Origin of the sequence: Methylorubrum salsuginis, from assembly GCF_900114375.1 — a bacterium.
GTDB lineage: Bacteria > Pseudomonadota > Alphaproteobacteria > Rhizobiales > Beijerinckiaceae > Methylobacterium > Methylobacterium salsuginis.
The window spans coordinates 69,522-86,937 of record NZ_FOSV01000002.1; the positions used below are offsets into that span (position 1 = coordinate 69,522).

Consider the following 17,416-nt stretch of genomic DNA (forward strand, 5'->3'; position numbering starts at 1 on the left):
CTTTGGCTCCGCTCGACGCCTCGGCTGTGCCGAGGCCGCTGCGCGGGCGCTCTTCGCGCCTGGCCATACGGCCGTTCCTTCTGCGAGCGTGGCTCGGCAGAGGCTGACAGGCTCCGCTTGCACCGAGCGGGCGGCTGGGTCACTGAGCCGGGGCCGGGAGGGCCCCGGCGGCGAGAGGCACGATGAGCGACCCGACCCCCTTCGAGCTGACGCTGGAGCGCATCGCCCTGATCCGGCGTCTGGTCGTCGCCTGGAACCCGGCCGGCGCGGGCGCGCCGATCGTCCATCCCGACGCGCCCTACGGCAGCGCGAACCGCGACGACGACATCTTCAACGTCACCGGCGACGACGAGGGCGCCGAGGAGGAGCACCGGGCGATGGGCGACGCGCTCGCCGTCTTCCTGGGCCACGCCGTGCTCAAACCCGGCCGCTACCAGTACCACAACCCGCTGGCCAAGCTGACCTCGACGGCGCTGGGCGACGTCTTCCGCGACGACGAGACCGGCGAGACGCCCGAACACATCACCTTCGCGGTGACGGAGGAGCACCTCGCCCTGATCCCGCGCCTTCAGGTGCGCTGGGACGCGGCGGCCGACGTGCCGGCCATCGACCCCGCGCAGCCCTACGGCGCCGGGACGGCGCCGGCCTCCGAGCGGCTGCACCGCGAGATGCAGCCGGCCCTTCAGATCTTCCTGCGCTACGGCGACCTCGCGCCGGGGTTCTTCCGCGAGGGCGCGAGCGGCTGGGAAGCGGCCTGAGGCGCGGCCATTGGCGCGCCTCCGCCGGGCACGGGGGCGCATCGTCCCATTCCCATCTCGTTCCGGTCCGTTCTCGGCCTAACTGTATCTGCACCGGTCTCTATTTTTCGAATGGGACGGGGCCCGCACACGCACTGCTTTGGTCATCTCGAAGACAATGCGTTCTCGTTGATACCGTAAAAATGAAATCGAATTTTCCACCTGATATGGCCCAAGATCCAAACATCATGCTTGGATGTAAGCTTTTTTCAGCGTAATCGATCCGGGATCATGCGCCGATGTTCAGTTTTGGCGTGTGTTTTTGCAATCGGGGGTTCAGGTGGCCGTCAAGGATAACAAGAGCGAGATCGTCATCGCCTATGTCGATGCGGGCACCAAAGTAAAGACCGGCGAGGTCGATACGATCGTCGGAACCGATCTGCCCGATCGAATCGACGGAAATATCCAGGTCGGTGCCTACGGGATTTGGTCGAACGGTCAGACGGTCGCCCGGACCGGACGCATCTTCGGCAATTCACAGACTTTATCCGGCGGAAGGGGCGACGACTCCGTCGGCGCCAGCATGGGCGGCGCGGTCGGGATCGGTGGCTTCGCGATCATCGAGACCAACACGGTTCGGCTCTCCGGAGACGAAGGGAGCGACGGTCTGTCGTTCGGGATGGGAGGATCCGCCTACAAGGGAAGCGGGTACACGATCCGGAACAACGACGTGTCGCTGTCCGGCGGGGCCGGGGACGACAGGCTGAGCCTGAGCTTCACGAAGTCCTTTCTCGACCCCGAGGCGACCCTGAATCTGACCTCCAACCGGATCGCGGCCGAGGGCGGCGACGGCAACGATCAGTTCAGCATCGAAACCAACTTCAAGGACGCGAGCAACCGGGTCTCGGTCGGTGGCGGCGCGGGAACCGACAAGCTGACGTTCCGCTATATCGGCGCGGACGCGGTGATCGCCGACCTCCAGGCCGGCACGATCGACACGCTCGGGATCACCGTCACCGGCGTCGAGTCGTTCGAGATCCGCAGTGGCACGGGCGACGACCAGCTGAAGGGCGGCGCCGGCGACGATCGCCTCGATGCGTCCACGGGAGGCGGTGCGCTCTCGGGCGGCAGCGGAAACGATCGGCTGATCGCCTCGCTGTTCGCGGCGCCCGGTGCCGACGACGCGCCCGTGGCCACCGAGGGCCAGCGCCTGTCGCTTTCGGGCGATGCGGGCGACGATTGGATGACGGCCGACAGCAGCATCCGCGGCGCCCGGGCCGCGGACAACACCGTGATCGTCTCCGGCGGACTGGGCGCCGACGCGGTCAGCCTCGAGATCGAAGCCGACGATGCGACGGTCGTCGGCAACGGCTTCACGGTCGAGACGGGCAAGGGCGGGGATCGCATCTCGGGCGGGTTCGACGCCGACGCATCCCAGATCACCGGGAACGCGATTACCCTCAAGGCCGGCGACGACGACGATTCGCTCCGTTTCGAACTGAAGGCCGAGGCGGAGGAGGGCGGGGCGGCGAGCGTTTCCGGCAACACCGTCACCCTCGCCGGGGAGGCCGGCAACGACGTGATCGACCTGAGACTGCGCACTGAGACGGACGACGTCCACTATCCGCAGCGCATCCAAAAAAACACGATCATCCTCGACGGCGGCGCGGGTGACGACGAGATCACGGTCGAGACCGACGTACTCTCCGGCAATGTCATCACCGTCCGCGGTGGGACCGGAACCGACACCTTCGTGTTCGAAGTCGACGGCGATCCGGCCATCACGCTCGACTTCTCGAAGACCTACGACCGGACCGTCTTCGGCGTGAGCCTGAGCGGCATCGAGGCCGTCGCGGTCGAGACCGGGGCGGGGAACGACATCCTGACGGGCGGCTTCGGCGCCGACACCCTGCGCAGCGACGAGGGCAACGACCGCCTCGACGGCGGGCGTGGCGCCGACCGCCTGTACGGTGGGGAGGGCGACGACACCTACTTCGTCGACGACGCCTCGGATCGCGTCCGGGAGTACGAGGACGAGGGCCGCGATGTGGTCTATGCCGCGTCCGATTACACGCTCGGGAACGACGACGCCTTCATCGAGGAACTGCGCGCCGATGCGGGCTCCCGTGGCGTGGCGCTCACCGGCAACGCGCTCGACAATCTCATCGTCGGCGGTGCCGGCATCGACACCCTGCGCGGCGGGGGCGGCAAGGACACGCTCATCGGCGGGCTCGGCGACGACACCTACGTGCTCGATGACTCGAAGGTCACCCTGGTGGAGAAGGCCAAGGGCGGCATCGACACGATCCAGACGGTGGCGACCTACACCCTCACGGACATCAATTTCGAGAACCTGACCCTGACCGGCAGCGCCGCCGCCAACGGGTTCGGCAATGCGGCGGCGAACCGGATCGTCGGCAATGCCGGTGCCAACGCGCTGTGGGGCTACGGCGGCGACGACGTGCTCGACGCCAGCGCGGGCGGGCGCGACAGCCTCTACGGCGGCCTCGGCAACGACACCTATATCGTCAGCGGCCCCGGGACCGTCCTGATCGAGAGTGCCGGCCAAGGCACCGACCTCGTGCGCAGCAGCGTCAGCTACACCCTGGCCGCCAATTTCGAGAACCTCGAACTCACCGGAAGCGCGGGCCTCAACGGCACCGGCAACGCGGCGGCCAACACGCTGACTGGCAACGGGGCTCGCAACACCCTCGACGGCAAGGCCGGCGCCGACGTGATGGCCGGGCTCGGCGGCGACGACACCTACGCCATCGACGACGCGGGCGACCGGGTTCTTGAAGGAAAGGGGCAAGGCAAGGACACGGTCCTGGCGAGTGCCACCTACGCGCTCATCGCGGGCCAGGAGGTGGAAGTGCTTCAGCTCGCTAAAGGCACCGCCACCAGAGCGCTTAACCTGACTGGCAACGAGTTCGCCAACACGCTCATCGGCAACGATGGCGCGAACGTCCTCGAAGGCCGGCTCGGCGCCGACATCCTGACCGGCAAGGCCGGGAAGGACACCTTCATCTTCGCCTCGACGCTTGGCAAAGGAAACATCGACCGCATCATCGATTTCTCTGCCAAGGACGACACGATCAAGCTCGACGACGCCGCCTTCAAGGGGCTGCTTTCGGGACAGCTCTCGCCCGGCCAGTTCAAAGACCTCAGCCTCGCCAAGATCGATTCCGACGATCGAATCCTCTACGACCGGAAGACCGGCACGCTGTCCTACGATGCGGACGGCTTCGGCAAGGCTTCGGCGGTGGTCTTCGCCGTGCTCGACAACAAGGCCGAAATGTCGGCCGCGGACTTCTTCGTGATCTGACCGACTGGGACGGCCGGGCGCTTTCGCCCGGCCGCCACCCGATCCTCAGCCTTCCCGCTTCTTGCGCTGGGCAAGCGTCCGCAGCCGCAGGGCGTTCAGCTTGATGAAGCCGGCGGCGTCGCGGTGGTCGTAGGCGACCGCGCCTTCCTCGAAGGTGACGAGGTCCTGATCGTAGAGCGAGTGCGGGCTGGTGCGGCCGATGACGTGGACGCCGCCCTTGTAGAGCTTGAGCCGCACCTCGCCGGTGACCTTCTCCTGGCTCTTGTCGATCAGCGCCTGGAGCATCTCGCGCTCCGGCGAGAACCAGAAGCCGTTATAGATCAGCTCCGCGTATTGCGGCATCAGCTGGTCCTTCAGATGCGCCGCGCCGCGATCCAGCGTGATCGACTCGATGGCGCGGTGGGCCGGCAGCAGGATGGTGCCGCCGGGCGTCTCGTACATGCCGCGGCTCTTCATGCCGACGAAGCGGTTCTCGACGAGATCGAGCCGGCCGATGCCGTTGGCCCGTCCCAGTTCGTTGAGCTTGGCGAGCAGCGCGGCGGGCGAGAGCGTCTCGCCGTCGATCGAGACCGCATCGCCCCGCTCGAAGCCGATGGTGATGACGGTCGGGGTGTCGGGCGCCTCTTCCGGCGAGAGCGTGCGGGAATAGACGTAGTCCGGCACCTCGACGGCGGGGTCCTCCAGCACCTTGCCCTCGGAGGAGGCGTGCAGGAGGTTGGCATCGACCGAGAACGGGCTCTCGCCGCGCTTGTCCTTGGCGATCGGGATCTGGTGCTGTTCGGCGAAGGCGATCAGCTGCTCGCGCGAGCGCAGGTCCCATTCACGCCAGGGGGCGATCACCGTCACGTCGGGCTTGAGCGCGTAGTAGCCGAGTTCGAACCGGACCTGATCGTTGCCCTTGCCGGTGGCGCCGTGACAGACGGCGTCGGCGCCGACCTTCTCGGCGATCTCGATCTGCTTCTTGGCGATGAGCGGCCGGGCGATCGACGTGCCGAGCAGATACACGCCCTCGTAGACGGCGTTGGCGCGGAACATCGGGAAGACGTAGTCGCGGACGAATTCCTCGCGCAGGTCCTCGATAAAAATGTTTTCCGATTTGATGCCGAGAAGCTCGGCCTTGCGCCGGGCCGGCTCCAGCTCCTCCCCCTGGCCGAGATCGGCCGTGAAGGTCACGACCTCGCAGCCGTAGGTCGTCTGCAACCACTTGAGAATGATGGAGGTATCGAGCCCGCCGGAATAGGCGAGCACGACCTTCTTGACGGGTTTGTTCGGGCTGGCGTCGGACATCGGCGAGGGCTCTGGCAGGGGGGAGGGAGCGCGCGGGCGCGGTTGCCTGCGGCTTAACAGCAGGCCGGAGCGCCACGCAACCGCGGCCGCATGGCCACGGTTGTCCCGTGCGGCCCGCCTTTTGCGGCGACGCCCCGTCTTGCGGTCGAGGGGCTCCGGGACGACGATGCGAACGCGCGGCAAGGAGACACGCTGAATGGCGCGACGGCCGACCCTGGAATTCTGGTACGAGTTCGCCTCGACCTATTCCTACCTCGCGGCCATGCGCATCGAGGCGCTGGCGGAAGCCGCCGGCGTCGAGATCCGATGGCGGCCCTTCCTGCTCGGGCCGATCTTCGCGGCGCAGGGCTGGACCAACTCGCCGTTCAACCTCTACCCGGCCAAGGGCCGCAACATGTGGCGCGACCTCGACCGCGAGGCCGCGCGGCACGGCCTGCCCCCGGTGACGCGCCCGAACCCGTTTCCGCAGAACTCGCTTGCCGCCACCCGCGCGGCGACCTACGGCGCCGACCACGGCTGGCTGGTGCCGTTCTCCAAGGCGGTGTTCGAGACGAGTTTTGCCCGCGGCGAATCGATCGCCGAGCCGGCGGCGGTGGCCAGGATCCTCGACCGGATCGGCCTCGACGGCACCGCGATCCTCCGGGCCGCCGCCGGGGAGGCCAACAAGGGCCGCCTCAAGGTCGCGGGCGAGGAGGCGCGCTCGCGGGGCATCTACGGCGCGCCGAGCTTCCTGGCCGAGGACGGCGAGCTGTTCTGGGGCAACGACCGGCTGGAGCAGGCGCTCGCCTGGGCCGCGGGCGACCGGCCCGCGGGGCTGCGATAGCGATCAGCCCCTCTTCAGGTCCTTGCCGCGGGTCTCGGGCAGCAGGAAGGCCGCGACCGTGCCGACCAGGCTGAAGGCGGCCAGATAGTAGGCCGGCATCATCCGGTCTCCGGTCGCCGCGATCAGCCAGTTGACGAGGTAGTTGGTCGAGCCGCCGAACACCGAGACCGACAAGGCGTAGACGATCGACAATCCCGCCGAACGCACGGCCCGCGGCAGCGATTCCGGGATCGCCACGATGATCGCCGCCGCGTTGATCGAGGAGAGCGCCGAGAGCAGGAAGGTGACGGCGTAGACGGCGGGCGCGCCGGGCTCGCGCAGCAGCCACCCGAAGGCCGGCACCGCCGCCACGAGGATCAGGGCGCGGGGCCAGATCAGCACCGGGCGGCGTCCGAAGCGGTCGGCGAGCCAGCCGCCGAGCAGCGGGAAGGCGACCGAGGCCAGCCCCAGCGCGATCGGCACCGCGTTGGCGGCGGTCTCCGACAAGCCGAGCGTCGCCCCGGCATAGACCGGCATGTTGGTGCCGATGGCGTTCGACACGGTGGAGGCCGCGATCACCAGGAAGGTGAGCCCGAGAAGCCGCCCGTGCTCGCGCAGCAGACGCATCACCACCGCGCCGGTCGAGGCGGCGGCCTGCGGGTCGTGATCGGCGCCCGCCGTCTCGGGCAGGTGGCTGCGGATCACGAGGCCGACCGGCACGACGAGGAGACCGAGGCCGAACATCAGGCGCCAGCCCCAATCGGCCATGGCGGCATCGCCCAGGGCCAGCGTCAGCCCGGTGGCGAACAGTCCGGCGACGAGCGCGGCGCAGCCCTGGCTGGCGATCTGCCAGCTCGCCACGAAGCCGCGCTTTTCCGGCGGGGCCGCCTCGACGAGGTAGGCGGTGGAGGGCCCGACCTCGCCGCCGAGCGCCAGCCCCTGGATCAGCCGCCCGGCGATGACAATGGCTTGCGCCCATCCCCCGATCACGGCGGTGCCGGGGCAGGCCGCCAGCATCAGCATACCGACCGCCATCAGGCCGATGGTGAGCAGCATCGCCGGCTTGCGCCCCGCCCGGTCGGCCAGTGCCCCGATCACCACGCCGCCGACGGGGCGCATCACGTAGCCGATGCCGAACAGGGCGAGCGAGGCGAGCAGGCTGTCGGTGGCGCTGCCCCCGGGGAAGAACGTCTCGCCGATCGCCTTGGCGAAGAAGGCGTAGATGGTGAAGTCGTAGAATTCGAGCGCGTTGCCCAGCACCACGGCGCCCACCGCCTTGCGGTCGAGGCGAGCCGGGGGCGTCGCTGTGGTGACGGGGGCGTTCATCCGGTCTCCTGATCGTCGTCGTGCCGGGCCGTTCAAGCCGCAAGGCGGGGCGGCTGTTCCCGCGAGGCCGACCCGCAGCTATGAGGGCACGGGGGAACGACGAGGCATCGAGCGACGCCATGCAGGACGAATCCCGACACGATCGCGCGAGCGCCGAGCCCGGCCGCCGCGCCTTCCTCAAGACCAGCCTCGGGGCGGGCTTCGCGCTGGCCGTGCAGCCGGTCTCGGCCGCCACCGTCACGACGCCGAGCGACGGGCTGACCGTCGGCGAGGTGCGGGTGCCCTCCCTCGGCGTCGAAATCCCGGCCTACCGGGCGATGCCGGCCTCGGGCGGGCCGTTCCCGATCATGCTGGTCGTGCAGGAGATTTTCGGGGTCCACGAGCACATCAAGGACGTGTGCCGCCGCTTCGCGAAACTCGGCTACTACGCCATCGCCCCCGATCTGTTCGCCCGCCAGGGCGACGCCACCAAGGCCGACATCCCGACGATCCGTAACGAGATCGTCCCGAAGGTGCCCGACGCGCAGGTGATGGACGACCTCGACGCCACGGTGGCGTTCGCAGGCCTCAGCGGTTCGGCGGACGTGAAGCGGCTCGGCATCACCGGCTTCTGCTGGGGCGGGCGCATCGTCTGGCTCTACGCCGCCCACACCAACACGCTGAAAGCGGGCGTGGCCTTCTACGGCATCCTCGGCGGGACCGCCTCGCCCCCCTCGGAGCTGAAACCGCGCAACCCCGTCGATCTCGCGGGCGAACTCCAGGCGCCGATCCTGGGCCTCTACGCCGGCAAGGACGACAACATCCCGATGCCGATCATCGAGCAGATGCAGAAGGGGTTGAAGGACGCCAACAGCTCCTCGCGGATCGAGGTGTTTGCCGACGCCCCCCACGGCTTCCACGCCGATTACCGCCCGACCTACCGCGAGGGTCCGGCGAAAGAGGCGTGGGGCAAGGCGCTGGCGTGGTTCAAGGCGAACGGGGCGGCGTGAGGCCGCTCACGCGGCCACGGGCACCGCGTCCCGCGGCCGCGTGCCGACGAACAGGGCCATCATCGCCGCGGCGATGCACAGAAACCCCGCCGAGACGAACGCGGAAAAATAATCGCCCGTGCCGGTGCGGACCGCGCCCGCGGCCCAGGCGGCGCTGGCCGCGCCGATCTGGTGGGCGGCGGCGATCCAGCCGAACATCAGCGCGGCGTTCTCTTCGCCGAACACCTTGCCGGCGAGGCTGACGGTCGGCGGCACGGTGGCGATCCAGTCGAGGCCGTAGAACACGGCGAACAGCGACAGGCCGTAGACGCTGAAATCGAACGCGTAGGGCAGGAACATCAGCGAGAGCCCGCGCAGGCCGTAATACCACGCGAGCAGGCGGCGCGGGTCGATGCGGTCGGTGAGCCAGCCCGAGGCGGTGGTGCCGACGAGGTCGCACAGGCCCATCAGGGCCAGCACGCCGGCGGCCGTCACCGCCGGGATGCCGCGGTCGATGCAGGCCGGGATCAGGTGGGTGCCGATGAGCCCGTTGGTCGAGGCGCCGCAGATGAAGAAGGTGCCGGACAGGAGCCAGAAATCGCGCGAGCGCAGGCCCGTCGCGAGGCCCTGGAGCGCCCGCCGGGCCGGGTTGATCCCGCCCCGCGGCGCCGGCTGCACGGTCGTCTCGCCGAAGCGGGGCAGGCCGAGATCGGCCGGGCGGTCGCGCATCAGCCACGCCACCAGCGGGACGAGAGCGAGCGCGGACAGCGATACGGTGATCGCCACCATGCGCCAGCCCGGCCCCTCGGCGAGGTGGGCCAGCACCGGCAGGAACACGAGTTGCCCGGTGGCGGCACTCGCGGTGAGCAGCCCGACCACGAGGCCGCGATGGCGCCCGAACCAGCGCGCCGCGACCGTTGCGCCCAGGACGTTCGCCACCATGCCGGTGCCCGCGCCGACGACGAGGCCCCACAGCAGCACCATCTGCCAGACCTCGCGCATCAGCACGGTGGCGGCGGTGCCGATGGCGAGCACCACGAGCGTGGTGCAGACCGAGCGGCGCAGGCCGAACCGCTCGATGATCGCCACCGCGAACGGGCCGATCATGCCGTAGAGGAAGATGTTGAGGGCGATGGCCCCGCTGATGGTCGCGGTGCTCCAGCCGAGTTCGCGCTCCCACGGCACGATCATCACCCCCGGCGTCGCCCGCACGCCCGCGCCGACCAGCAGGACGAGGAAGGTCACGCCCGCGACGATCCAGCCGTAATGCAGGCGCGCGGGTGACGGGGGCGTGGAGGAGAGCATGCCGGGCTCCGGGGCGTGGGCCACGTGTACGTGTTTGCGAGCGAACAGGATCGTGCGCTCTCCTCCCCACAAGGGGGAGGGGACCCGCGCTAGGACCGGCATTTACGATGCTGGGTAGGCGTGCGGGTCCGAGGCGGCGCTCAGGCGTATTGCGCCTCGCCGTTGCCGAAGGACCAGTTCTCCTTCGGCACCTCGACGAGGCTGATGAACACGTCCTCGCGCCGCAGCCCGAGCCGCGCGTGCAGGCCGTCGGCGACGGCGCGGTAGAAGGCTTTCTTCAGTTCGACGCTGCGCCCGGCGTTCAACGTCACCTGGATCGTCAGGGCGTCCGCGCTGCGCTCGATCCCGAGATAGGTCGGGTCGATGACAAGGCCGCCCGGCGCATGCTCGCTGATGACTTGGAAACGGTCGTTCTCCGGCACGTTGAGCGTCGTCCGCATGGCCTCGTAGACCACGTCGCCGACGGTCCGGCGGTATTCCGGCGGCTTGCCCTGGGGCAGGTCGATGCGAACGAACGGCATGGTCTCAGGTCTCCGGTCGGGGGGATTCGATCCGGGCGAGCCGCCCGGCGAGGTCGGCGACGATGGCCGGCGGAAGTGCGCTCTCGACGCGCGCCTGCGCTTCGCGCCACAGCGGCAGGGCGGCCGAGAGCGCCGCGCGGCCCGCGTCGGTCAGCGCGGCGACGCGCTCGCGCTGATCGGCGGCGTTGACGGACAGCCGCACGAAGCCGCGCCGCTCCAGCGGATCGAGGTTGCGGCCCATGGTCGAGCGGTCGAGCGCGGCCTCCGCGGCGAGCCGCGTCACGCCGACGGGCCCGAGCCGGTCGAGGATGCGCAGGATCGAGAACTGGGTGATGCGCAAGTCCACCGGCCGCAACGCCGCATCGTAGGCGGCGGTGATCGCGCGGGTGACGCGGCGCAGGTTCGCGCACAGGCAGGGCGAGTCGGCGGCCATGAAGCGGGTATATACCCATTTTCTGCCGCTTCAATGCCGGGTTCGATGGCGGCGTCGGCTCCGTGAGACGCCGCGCCCGGATCATGCTATCGCCGGCCTCCTCGCGAATTCCTTGTCAGGACGGCCCTTCCGCCTTGCGCCTCCTCGTCGTCGCCGTCGGACGCCTGAAGAACGGGCCGGAGCGGGATCTGACCGCCCGCTACCGCGAGCGCGCCGCCGCGCTCGGGCGGAGCCTCGGCGTCACGGCTTGCGACCTTCCCGAAATCCCGGAATCCCGGGCGCGCCGCGCCGCCGACCGGGTGGCGGAGGAGGCCGAGGCGATTCTGTCCCTGATTCCGGCGGACGCCGCGCTGATCGCCTGCGACGAGCGCGGTCGCTCCGACTGGCCGAGCGAGCGCCTCGCCGCCCGGATCGGGGACTGGCGCGATGCGGGGCGCCCGGCGCTCGCGTTCGTGATCGGCGGGGCGGACGGACTTCACGAGCGCGTGCGCTCACGCGCCGACCATATTCTCGCCTTCGGAGCGGCGACACTCCCGCACGGGCTGGTGCGCGTGCTCGTCCTCGAGCAGGCCTACCGGACTCTCACCATCCTGGCGGGCCACCCCTATCACCGCGGCGATCCCGACGCATGAGGCCTTTTCGGACGAGGGCGGTGCTGCTCCTGGCCTGCCTGGTCACCGTCGGCGTGCCGGCGGGGGCGCAGGACAATGCCGACGCGATGCGTCAGGCCCAGGAGGAGCGCGACCGGCGCGCCCAAAGCCTCAAGCAGATCGAGGACGCGCTGGCCGCCAGCGCCGGCAACCGCGCCGCGCTGGAGGCCGAGATCGCGGCGATCGGCACCGACCGGGCCAAGCTCAGCGCGGCCCTGCTCGATGCCGGGCGGCAGGCCCAGGCGACCGAGGACCGGCTGAGCCGGCTGGAGGAGCGCCTGCGCTCGCTCACCGACAGCGACGCGGCGATCCGCAAGTCGCTCGATTCGCGCCGCGCCGTCATCGCCGAGATCCTGGCCGCGCTCCAGCGGATGGGCCGGCGCCCGCCGCCCGCGGTGCTGGTGCGGCCCGAGGACGTGCTCGCCGCGATCCGCACCTCCATGCTGCTCGGCGCCGTGGTGCCGGAATTGCGCGGCGAGGCCGAGACCCTGGCGGGCGACCTTTCCGAACTGGTGCGGGTGCGGGCCCAGATCGCCGCCGACCGCGAGGCGCTCCGAAAGGATCTCGCCGGCTGGGCCGCCGAGCGCCAGCGCCTCGACGCGCTGGTGGCCGCCCGCCGCACCCGTCAGGTCCAGATCGAGTCCGACCTCACCCAGGAGCGCCGCAGGAGCACCGAACTCGGCACCCAGGCCAAGACCCTGAAGGACCTCGTGGACCGGATGGAGGGCGAGCTGTCCACCGCCCGCCGCGCCGCCGACGAGGCGAAGGCGGCGGAAGAGCGCGAGCAGCGCAAGACGCAGGAGAAGTTCGCGGCCGCCGGCGCCCGCGATCCGGCCAAGCTCGCCCCGAAGGTGAAATTCGCGGAGGCCCGCGGCGATCTGCCCAGGCCAGTCAGCGGCACGCTGGTGCGCGGCTTCGGCCAGCCCGACGGGCAGAACGGCACCACCCGCGGCATCTCGCTGCGGACGCGGCCGAAGGCGGTGGTGTCCGCTCCGGCCGACGGCTGGGTGTCGTTCGCCGGGCCGTTCCGCTCCTACGGCCGTCTCTTGATCATCAACGCGGGCGACGGCTACTATCTCTTGTTGGCGGGCATGGACCAGATCAACGTCGAAGTCGGTCAGTTCGTGTTGGCGGGCGAGCCGGTGGCTGCCATGGGCGAGGGCGGCGGCCCGGCGGTGACGCAGGCGAGTGCGTTGCCGGCTGCGTCACAGAGGGACGATGATCGGAACGATCCCGTCCTGTACGTCGAGTTCAGGAAAGACGGCGGCTCCATCGATCCGGAGCCGTGGTGGGCGAGAAGTTCCAGCGAGAAGGTTCGCGGATAATGCGCAAAGTGTCCCTCGTGTTGCTCGGCGCCGCCCTCGGGATCGGCGCCTCGGCCCTTTCGACCCAGACGCAGCTGCTCTCGGGCACGAGCGCGGTCGCGGCCTCCGCCGAGACCTACCGGCAGCTCAGCCTGTTCGGCGACGTCTTCGAGAAGGTGCGGACCGACTACGTCGAGAAGCCCGAGGAGTCGAAGCTCATCGAGTCGGCTGTAAACGGCATGCTGACCTCGCTCGACCCGCATTCGAGCTACATGGACGCCAAGGCGTTCCGTGACATGCAGACCACCACCAAGGGCGAGTTCGGGGGCCTCGGCATCGAGGTCACGATGGAGGACGGCCTGATCAAGGTCGTCTCGCCGATCGACGACACCCCGGCCTCCAAGGCGGGGCTCTTGGCCAACGACATCATCACTCAGATCGACGACGATCAGGTGCAGGGCCTGACCCTGAACCAGGCGGTCGACAAGATGCGCGGTCCGGTGAACTCGCCGGTGCGCCTCAAGATCACCCGCAAGGAAGCCAAGGATCCGATCGACGTCACGCTCAACCGCGACATCATCAAGATCCGGCCCGTGCGCTCGAAGGTCGAGGGCGGCGACATCGGCTACGTGCGCCTGACCCAGTTCAACGAGCAGACCTTCGACGGCCTCAAGACCGCGATCGACAAGCTCCAGACCGAGATCGGCAACGACAAGCTGAAAGGTTACGTCGTCGATCTGCGCAACAACCCCGGCGGCCTGCTCGATCAGGCCGTGATGGTCTCCGACGCCTTCCTCGACCGCGGCGAGATCGTCTCGACCCGCGGGCGCAACCCCGACGAGACCCAGCGCTTCTCGGCCAAGGCCGGCGACCTCGCCAAGGGCAAGCCGATCGTCGTGCTGGTGAACGGCGGCGCGGCCTCGGCCTCCGAGATCGTGGCCGGCGCCCTGCAGGATCACAAGCGCGCGACCATCATGGGCACGCGCTCCTTCGGCAAGGGCTCGGTGCAGTCGATCATCCCGCTCGGCGGCCAGGGGGCGCTCCGCCTCACGACCGCGCGCTACTACACTCCGTCCGGCCGCTCGATCCAGGCGAAGGGCATCGAGCCGGATCAGGAGGTGCTGCAGGACGTGCCCGACGATCTGAAGGGCAAGGACGAGACCAAGGGCGAGGCCGGTCTGAAGGGCCACCTCAAGCAGAAGGATGTCGAGGAGCGCGGCGGTTCCTCGGCCTACATCCCGCCGGACCCGGCCAAGGACAAGCAGCTCATCGCGGCGGTCGACTTCCTGCACGGCATCCAGAAGGGTGCGGCCAACGTGACGAAGCCGGCGACCCAGAACTGATTCTTTTGCGACCCGGCGGACCTCGTCCGCCGAAATTAGCGAAGGATTAACCATAGCGGCCCGCAATGACGGTGAAGACCGGCGCTGCGGGCCGCTTGCGTTTCGCTTGTGTCCGCGCCGGTTGCGTTGGAAAAAACGCCAGAGGCGGAACGGCGGGTGAGCGAGTCGGCCGACGATATTCTGACGAAACCCCTCGGGGTCGGCCCCAAGGTCGGCGCGAAGGCGAGCGTCCTGCGTCGGCTGCCGCGCCCGACGGCCGCGCATGCCGTCGGCGGCGCCTGCCTCGCCCTCGCCCTGCTGGCCGGGGGCGTCGCGCTCACCGGCGATCCGCGCGGCGGCGAGCCCCGCGCCAGCGCCGTCATCGAGCGGCGCGAGCCGGCGGTCGCGCCGCCTCAACACGTCGCGGAGGCCGCACCGGCAAAGCCGCCGGGCCCGTCCCAATCGGCCCAGGAGGTCGAGCAGGCCTCCGGCGTCAGCGTGTTTCGCCCGGCCGGGGCGACGGCGCCTGACGCGCCTGTCATCATCCGCGTGCCGAACGCGAGCCAGATCCGCCTCAACCCCGCCCCCGATCCGCGCCTGACCGAGCGCGGGCGCAACGGCCCGCTGCCGAAAATCGGCGAGGGCAAGGTGCGGCCGCTCGATGTCTATGCCCGCCCGGAGGAGCCGGGCCAGGGCCCGCGCATCGCCATCCTCGTCTCGGGCCTCGGCATCGGCCAGGCGGCGACGCTCGGCGCCATCGCCCGGCTTCCGGCGGCGGTCAGCCTCGCGCTCTCGCCCTACGGCAGCGACCTCGAAAAGACCGCGGCGCGCGCCCGCGAGGCCGGCCACGAGATCCTGGTCCAGCTGCCGATGGAGCCGTTCGACTATCCCGACAGCGATCCGGGCCCCCAGACGCTGCTGACAGGCTCGCGTCCGGCGGAGAATCTCGACCGGACGAGCTGGGCGCTGAGCCGGTTTCCCGGCATCGTCGGCGTGGTCAACCTGATGGGCGCCAAGTTCTCGGGTGAAGCCGGCGCGCTCGATCCGGTGCTGAAGGAGATCGCCGGTCGCGGCCTCGGCTTCATCGACGACGGCACGGTGACCCGCCCCTTCGTCGCCGGCAAGACCAAGCTCCCGTCCGCCCGTGCCGAAGTGGTGATCGACGCGACCGCCCGGCCCGATGCCATCGACGCCGAACTCGCCCGTCTCGAAGCGCTCGCCCGCCAGAAGGGCTTCGTGCTCGCCTCCGCGAGCGCCGCCCAGCTGACGATCGACCGCCTGTCGCGCTGGACCCGCGACCTCGAAGCCCGCGGCCTCCGGCTGGTGCCGGTGAGCGTTGCCCTGCGCCGGGCTCCGTCCCTGGACAAGCTGACGAGCGCGGCGCCTTAGAGGATCGTCCTGGATCTCGGATCCGGAACGATGCTCTACGTTCTTGGGCCGCATCGTCTTTTTACGAAATCCGGAAACAGTCGTTCGGAACGATGCTCTCGTGCTGCCTTTGTAGGCGGAGCTGGCTCGACTAGATATATGTATATAACATATGCTGCATCAATTCGATTCCTATGAGATCTGATCTCGATCTTTTCGAAAAATAATTCGGGCTCTCGTAACCATTCGGCCGACAGAGTGACGATAGCCGCCGGAGCGAAAATCCGCGGCGGATGGTGTCGCTGGAGCCGGCCGTGTCGTTTCCGAACCTTTCGATCCGCAACAAGCTGATCGCTTCCTTTGCCTTGCTGACCGGCTTTCTTCTCGGGCTCGGTGTGCTGGGATTGTTCAGCATGGGCGTCCTGCGCGATCAGGCGCTCGCGATCGAGCGGAACTGGCTCCCGAGCGTGCGGGCTCTGGCCGAGATCGACACCCTGGCGGCCCGCATGAACGGCGTCATGCTGCGCCACACCCAGGCCGTCGAACCGCAGATGCTCGCCGCCATGGAGAAGGATTTCGAGCGCTTCGGTGCCAAGGTGGCCGAGCGTCAGGCCCTCTACGAGACGCTGATCGCCTCGCCCGAGGAGCGGGCGCTGTACGAGACCTACCGGCGCGAGCTGGCGACCTTCGAGGCCGAGCGCGCGAAGTTGCTCGACCTGTCGCGCCAGGGGCTGAAGGCCGAGGCCTTCGCCTATTACGAATCGAAGGGTCTCGCGCCCCGGCGCGCGATGTCGAATGCCCTGGAAAAGCTGGTCGCCTTCAACAACGACGGTGCCGGCCGCGCCATGGCCGAGGGGGAATCGACGTTCCGGTGGGCCCGCGGCACGGTGTTCGCGGCCGTCGTCCTCGGCTTCCTGCTCTCGGGCGTCCTCGCCTTCCTGATCGTGCGCGGCATCACGCACGGCATCGCCTCGGTGGTCCGGCCGATGCAGGCGCTCGCCGCGGGCGACCACACGGTGGCGATTCCCCATCGCGGCGCCCGCACCGAGATCGGCACCCTCGCCGACGGGGTGCAGGTGTTCAAGGACAGCCTGATCCGCATGCGCCGGCTGGAGGAGGAGACGGCAGCGTCCCGCGCCGGGGCCGAGGCGCAGCGCAGGGCGGCGACCCGCGAGATGGCCGACCGGTTCGAGCGGGCGGTGGGCGGCATCGTCACCCTGGTTTCCTCCGCCGCGACCGAGCTTCAGGCGACCGCTCAGGGCATGGCCGGCGCCGCGACCCAGACCGCGAGTCAGTCGGTCAGCGTGGCGGCCGCCGCGAGCCAAGCCGCGACCAACGTCAACACCGTCGCGGCGGCGGCGGAGGAACTCGGCGCCTCGGTGCAGGAGATCGGCCGTCAGGTTGGCGGTTCGTCGATGCTGGCCCAGGCCGCTGTCGGCGAGGCGGCGCGCACGCAAGCGCATGTGCGCGACTTGAGCGACGCGGTGGCCAAGATCGGCGACGTCGTCACCCTGATCACCACCATCGCGGGCCAGACCAATCTCCTGGCGCTCAACGCCACGATCGAGGCGGCCCGTGCCGGCGAGGCCGGTCGCGGCTTCGCCGTGGTCGCGGCGGAAGTGAAGGAGCTCGCCAACCAGACCGCGCGGGCGACCGAGGAGATCGCCGGCCAGATCGGCCGCATCCAGGGCACGACGGGCAGCGCGGCGGCGGCGATCGCCGGCATCACCGGCCGCATCGAGGAGATCAGCGGTGTCGCCGCCTCCATTGCCGCGGCGGTGGAGCAACAGGGGGCGGCGACCCAGGAGATCGTCCGCAACGTCGCCCAGGCGGCGGCCGGCGCGGGCGAGGTCACCGGCAACATCGCGGGCGTGGCGAGTGCCGCCGAGGAGGCGGGCGTCGCCGCCGATCAGGTGCTGGCCGCCTCGACCGAGCTTTCGCGGCAATCCGAGCACCTTTCGGGCGAGGTCGCCCGCTTCCTGGCGAGCGTGCGGGCGGCCTGAGGCCCACACGCAACGGTCAGGACGGCGTTGCCGCTGGCGCGCGCGCCGTCCTATGGTCGCGCCGC

Annotated in this window: 14 protein-coding genes; 9 read left to right on the forward strand and 5 right to left on the reverse strand. The window is 69.7% G+C overall.

Features of this window, described 5'->3' with window-relative positions:
• Positions 1-182: 182 nt before the first annotated feature.
• Together BM140_RS03035 and BM140_RS03040 are read left to right on the forward strand one after the other, a co-directional pair.
• Positions 183-758: a hypothetical protein gene (locus BM140_RS03035; protein WP_091941870.1), complete on the forward strand. Its 576-nt coding sequence runs from the start codon at positions 183-185 to the stop codon at positions 756-758.
• 319 nt (positions 759-1,077) lie between these two features.
• On the forward strand, positions 1,078-4,062 hold the full coding sequence (locus BM140_RS03040) for a beta strand repeat-containing protein (protein ID WP_131803735.1): 2,985 nt from the start codon (positions 1,078-1,080) through the stop codon (positions 4,060-4,062).
• Between the two features lie 45 nt (positions 4,063-4,107).
• Here the strand turns inward: BM140_RS03040 and BM140_RS03045 are convergent, their stop codons facing one another.
• A complete protein-coding gene (locus BM140_RS03045) occupies positions 4,108-5,349 on the reverse strand; it encodes an argininosuccinate synthase (RefSeq protein ID WP_091941874.1) in 1,242 nt (413 codons plus the stop codon).
• Between the two features lie 196 nt (positions 5,350-5,545).
• Here BM140_RS03045 and BM140_RS03050 point away from each other — a divergent pair, with 196 nt between their 5' ends.
• Complete coding sequence (locus BM140_RS03050) at positions 5,546-6,172, forward strand: 2-hydroxychromene-2-carboxylate isomerase (RefSeq protein ID WP_091941876.1); 627 nt, start codon at positions 5,546-5,548, stop codon at positions 6,170-6,172.
• A 3-nt stretch (positions 6,173-6,175) separates the two neighbouring features.
• Here the strand turns inward: BM140_RS03050 and BM140_RS03055 are convergent, their stop codons facing one another.
• The gene (locus BM140_RS03055) at positions 6,176-7,477 is read right to left on the reverse strand and encodes an MFS transporter (protein ID WP_091941878.1); all 1,302 of its coding nucleotides are present in this window, start codon (positions 7,475-7,477) and stop codon (positions 6,176-6,178) included.
• 119 nt (positions 7,478-7,596) lie between these two features.
• On the opposite strand from BM140_RS03055, the gene BM140_RS03060 reads away from it, so the two are divergent.
• On the forward strand, positions 7,597-8,466 hold the full coding sequence (locus BM140_RS03060) for a dienelactone hydrolase family protein (protein ID WP_091941880.1): 870 nt from the start codon (positions 7,597-7,599) through the stop codon (positions 8,464-8,466).
• Between the two features lie 6 nt (positions 8,467-8,472).
• Here the strand turns inward: BM140_RS03060 and BM140_RS03065 are convergent, their stop codons facing one another.
• The 3 genes from BM140_RS03065 to BM140_RS03075 all read right to left on the reverse strand — a co-directional run bounded on the left by BM140_RS03065 (position 8,473) and on the right by BM140_RS03075 (position 10,704).
• A complete protein-coding gene (locus BM140_RS03065; protein ID WP_091941882.1) occupies positions 8,473-9,750 on the reverse strand; it encodes an MFS transporter in 1,278 nt (425 codons plus the stop codon).
• Positions 9,751-9,890: 140 nt separating this feature from the next.
• Complete coding sequence (locus BM140_RS03070; protein ID WP_091941884.1) at positions 9,891-10,271, reverse strand: tautomerase family protein; 381 nt, start codon at positions 10,269-10,271, stop codon at positions 9,891-9,893.
• 4 nt (positions 10,272-10,275) lie between these two features.
• On the reverse strand, positions 10,276-10,704 hold the full coding sequence (locus BM140_RS03075; protein ID WP_091941886.1) for a MarR family winged helix-turn-helix transcriptional regulator: 429 nt from the start codon (positions 10,702-10,704) through the stop codon (positions 10,276-10,278).
• Positions 10,705-10,838: 134 nt separating this feature from the next.
• On the opposite strand from BM140_RS03075, the gene rlmH reads away from it, so the two are divergent.
• From rlmH to BM140_RS03100, 5 genes are all read left to right on the forward strand, one after another.
• Entirely contained in the window at positions 10,839-11,336 is a 498-nt protein-coding gene (rlmH, locus tag BM140_RS03080; RefSeq protein WP_091941888.1) for a 23S rRNA (pseudouridine(1915)-N(3))-methyltransferase RlmH, read from the forward strand.
• On the forward strand, positions 11,333-12,679 hold the full coding sequence (locus BM140_RS03085; RefSeq protein WP_091941890.1) for a murein hydrolase activator EnvC family protein: 1,347 nt from the start codon (positions 11,333-11,335) through the stop codon (positions 12,677-12,679). Before rlmH ends, BM140_RS03085 begins: the two co-directional genes overlap by 4 nt.
• Positions 12,679-14,001, forward strand: coding sequence for a S41 family peptidase (locus BM140_RS03090; RefSeq protein WP_091941892.1), 1,323 nt, complete (start codon positions 12,679-12,681; stop codon positions 13,999-14,001). Before BM140_RS03085 ends, BM140_RS03090 begins: the two co-directional genes overlap by 1 nt.
• 156 nt (positions 14,002-14,157) lie before the next feature.
• Positions 14,158-15,369: a divergent polysaccharide deacetylase family protein gene (locus BM140_RS03095; RefSeq protein WP_091941895.1), complete on the forward strand. Its 1,212-nt coding sequence runs from the start codon at positions 14,158-14,160 to the stop codon at positions 15,367-15,369.
• 272 nt (positions 15,370-15,641) lie between these two features.
• A complete protein-coding gene (locus tag BM140_RS03100) occupies positions 15,642-17,351 on the forward strand; it encodes a methyl-accepting chemotaxis protein (protein WP_425287037.1) in 1,710 nt (569 codons plus the stop codon).
• Positions 17,352-17,416: the final 65 nt, after the last annotated feature.

What these genes read in the sequence shown, in the direction of transcription:
- BM140_RS03035 (WP_091941870.1), top strand. Translation starts at nt 183, where the DNA reads ATGAGCGACCCGACCCCCTTCGAGCTGACGCTGGAGCGCATCGCCCTG.
- BM140_RS03045 (WP_091941874.1), bottom strand. Translation starts at nt 5,349, where the DNA reads ATGTCCGACGCCAGCCCGAACAAACCCGTCAAGAAGGTCGTGCTCGCC.
- BM140_RS03050 (WP_091941876.1), top strand. Translation starts at nt 5,546, where the DNA reads ATGGCGCGACGGCCGACCCTGGAATTCTGGTACGAGTTCGCCTCGACC.
- BM140_RS03055 (WP_091941878.1), bottom strand. Translation starts at nt 7,477, where the DNA reads ATGAACGCCCCCGTCACCACAGCGACGCCCCCGGCTCGCCTCGACCGC.
- BM140_RS03060 (WP_091941880.1), top strand. Translation starts at nt 7,597, where the DNA reads ATGCAGGACGAATCCCGACACGATCGCGCGAGCGCCGAGCCCGGCCGC.
- BM140_RS03065 (WP_091941882.1), bottom strand. Translation starts at nt 9,750, where the DNA reads ATGCTCTCCTCCACGCCCCCGTCACCCGCGCGCCTGCATTACGGCTGG.
- BM140_RS03070 (WP_091941884.1), bottom strand. Translation starts at nt 10,271, where the DNA reads ATGCCGTTCGTTCGCATCGACCTGCCCCAGGGCAAGCCGCCGGAATAC.
- BM140_RS03075 (WP_091941886.1), bottom strand. Translation starts at nt 10,704, where the DNA reads ATGGCCGCCGACTCGCCCTGCCTGTGCGCGAACCTGCGCCGCGTCACC.
- BM140_RS03085 (WP_091941890.1), top strand. Translation starts at nt 11,333, where the DNA reads ATGAGGCCTTTTCGGACGAGGGCGGTGCTGCTCCTGGCCTGCCTGGTC.
- BM140_RS03090 (WP_091941892.1), top strand. Translation starts at nt 12,679, where the DNA reads ATGCGCAAAGTGTCCCTCGTGTTGCTCGGCGCCGCCCTCGGGATCGGC.
- BM140_RS03100 (WP_425287037.1), top strand. Translation starts at nt 15,642, where the DNA reads ATGGTGTCGCTGGAGCCGGCCGTGTCGTTTCCGAACCTTTCGATCCGC.